Source organism: Burkholderia sp. Ac-20353 (assembly GCF_017104785.1).
Lineage (GTDB): Bacteria > Pseudomonadota > Gammaproteobacteria > Burkholderiales > Burkholderiaceae > Burkholderia.
The window spans coordinates 1-932 of record NZ_JAAGPL010000530.1; the positions used below are offsets into that span (position 1 = coordinate 1).

Sequence of the window (932 nt, forward strand, 5' to 3'; positions counted from 1 at the left end):
GCGCCGGGTGGCCCGAACCCAGGTCCGGAGGCAGGCCCGGAGGCTGGCCCTGATGTTGGCCCGGACACAGGCCCGGTGCCGGCGGACGCGGCAGGCCGCAGGAGAATCGGGGTGCTTCGGGAAAGAAAAAGCGAGTGGCATGGCGGCTCCCTGGCAGGTGAACACGGGGCATGCCTGTAATACCGGCTGCGCGCGGCCGCCATTCCCGGTTTATTTTTCGTCTCCCCGCACGTCCGGCGGGAATAAACTCGCTCCACAGGCAGTAAGGATGGTTGACCGTGTGCGCATCGCCCGTCCGTCCGGGCGCTGCGTGCCGAACGGACGCGGCTGCGGCCGCACGATCAACAGGAGGCGACGTGGGGCAATCCGGCCGGACGGTCGACGAACGGGCGACGCTGGACGCGGCAGCGCGCGGCGAGCGCTTTCGCGCGCTCGTGCTGCCGCACCTCGACGCCGCATACAACCTCGCGCGCTGGCTGAGCGGCAGCGCGAGCGACGCGGAGGACGTGGTCCAGGAGGCGTGCGTGCGCGCGCTGCGCTTCATCGACGGCTGCCGCGGTGACAACGCGCGGCCGTGGCTGCTGACGATCGTGCGCCACACCTGGTACACCGAATGGCGGCGGCGCACGCACGCGCACGAGGTCGCAACGCCCGAAGCGCTCGACGGGGTCGAATCGCCCGACGACTGGCATCCGGCGGCCGAGGACCCGCTCGCGCAGCTGCTGCGCGGCGAGGACGCGCGCCTCGTGAACGCCGCGCTCGCGAAGCTGCCGGCCGAATATCGGGAAGTGCTCGTGCTGCGCGAAATGGAGGACCTGAGCTACCGCGAGATCGCGGCGATCGCGGACGTGCCGCTGGGCACCGTGATGTCGCGGCTCGCACGCGGCCGCCGCCGGCTCGCCGCGCTGCTTGCCGGCGCGTGCGGCGAGCAG

1 protein-coding gene is annotated in these 932 nt (G+C 72.1%); it reads left to right on the forward strand.

Annotated elements, in window-relative coordinates:
* Window positions 1–356: 356 nt before the first annotated feature.
* On the forward strand, window positions 357–932 hold a 576-nt coding region (locus G3N94_RS41765), incomplete at its 3' end, for an RNA polymerase sigma factor (protein ID WP_205799967.1).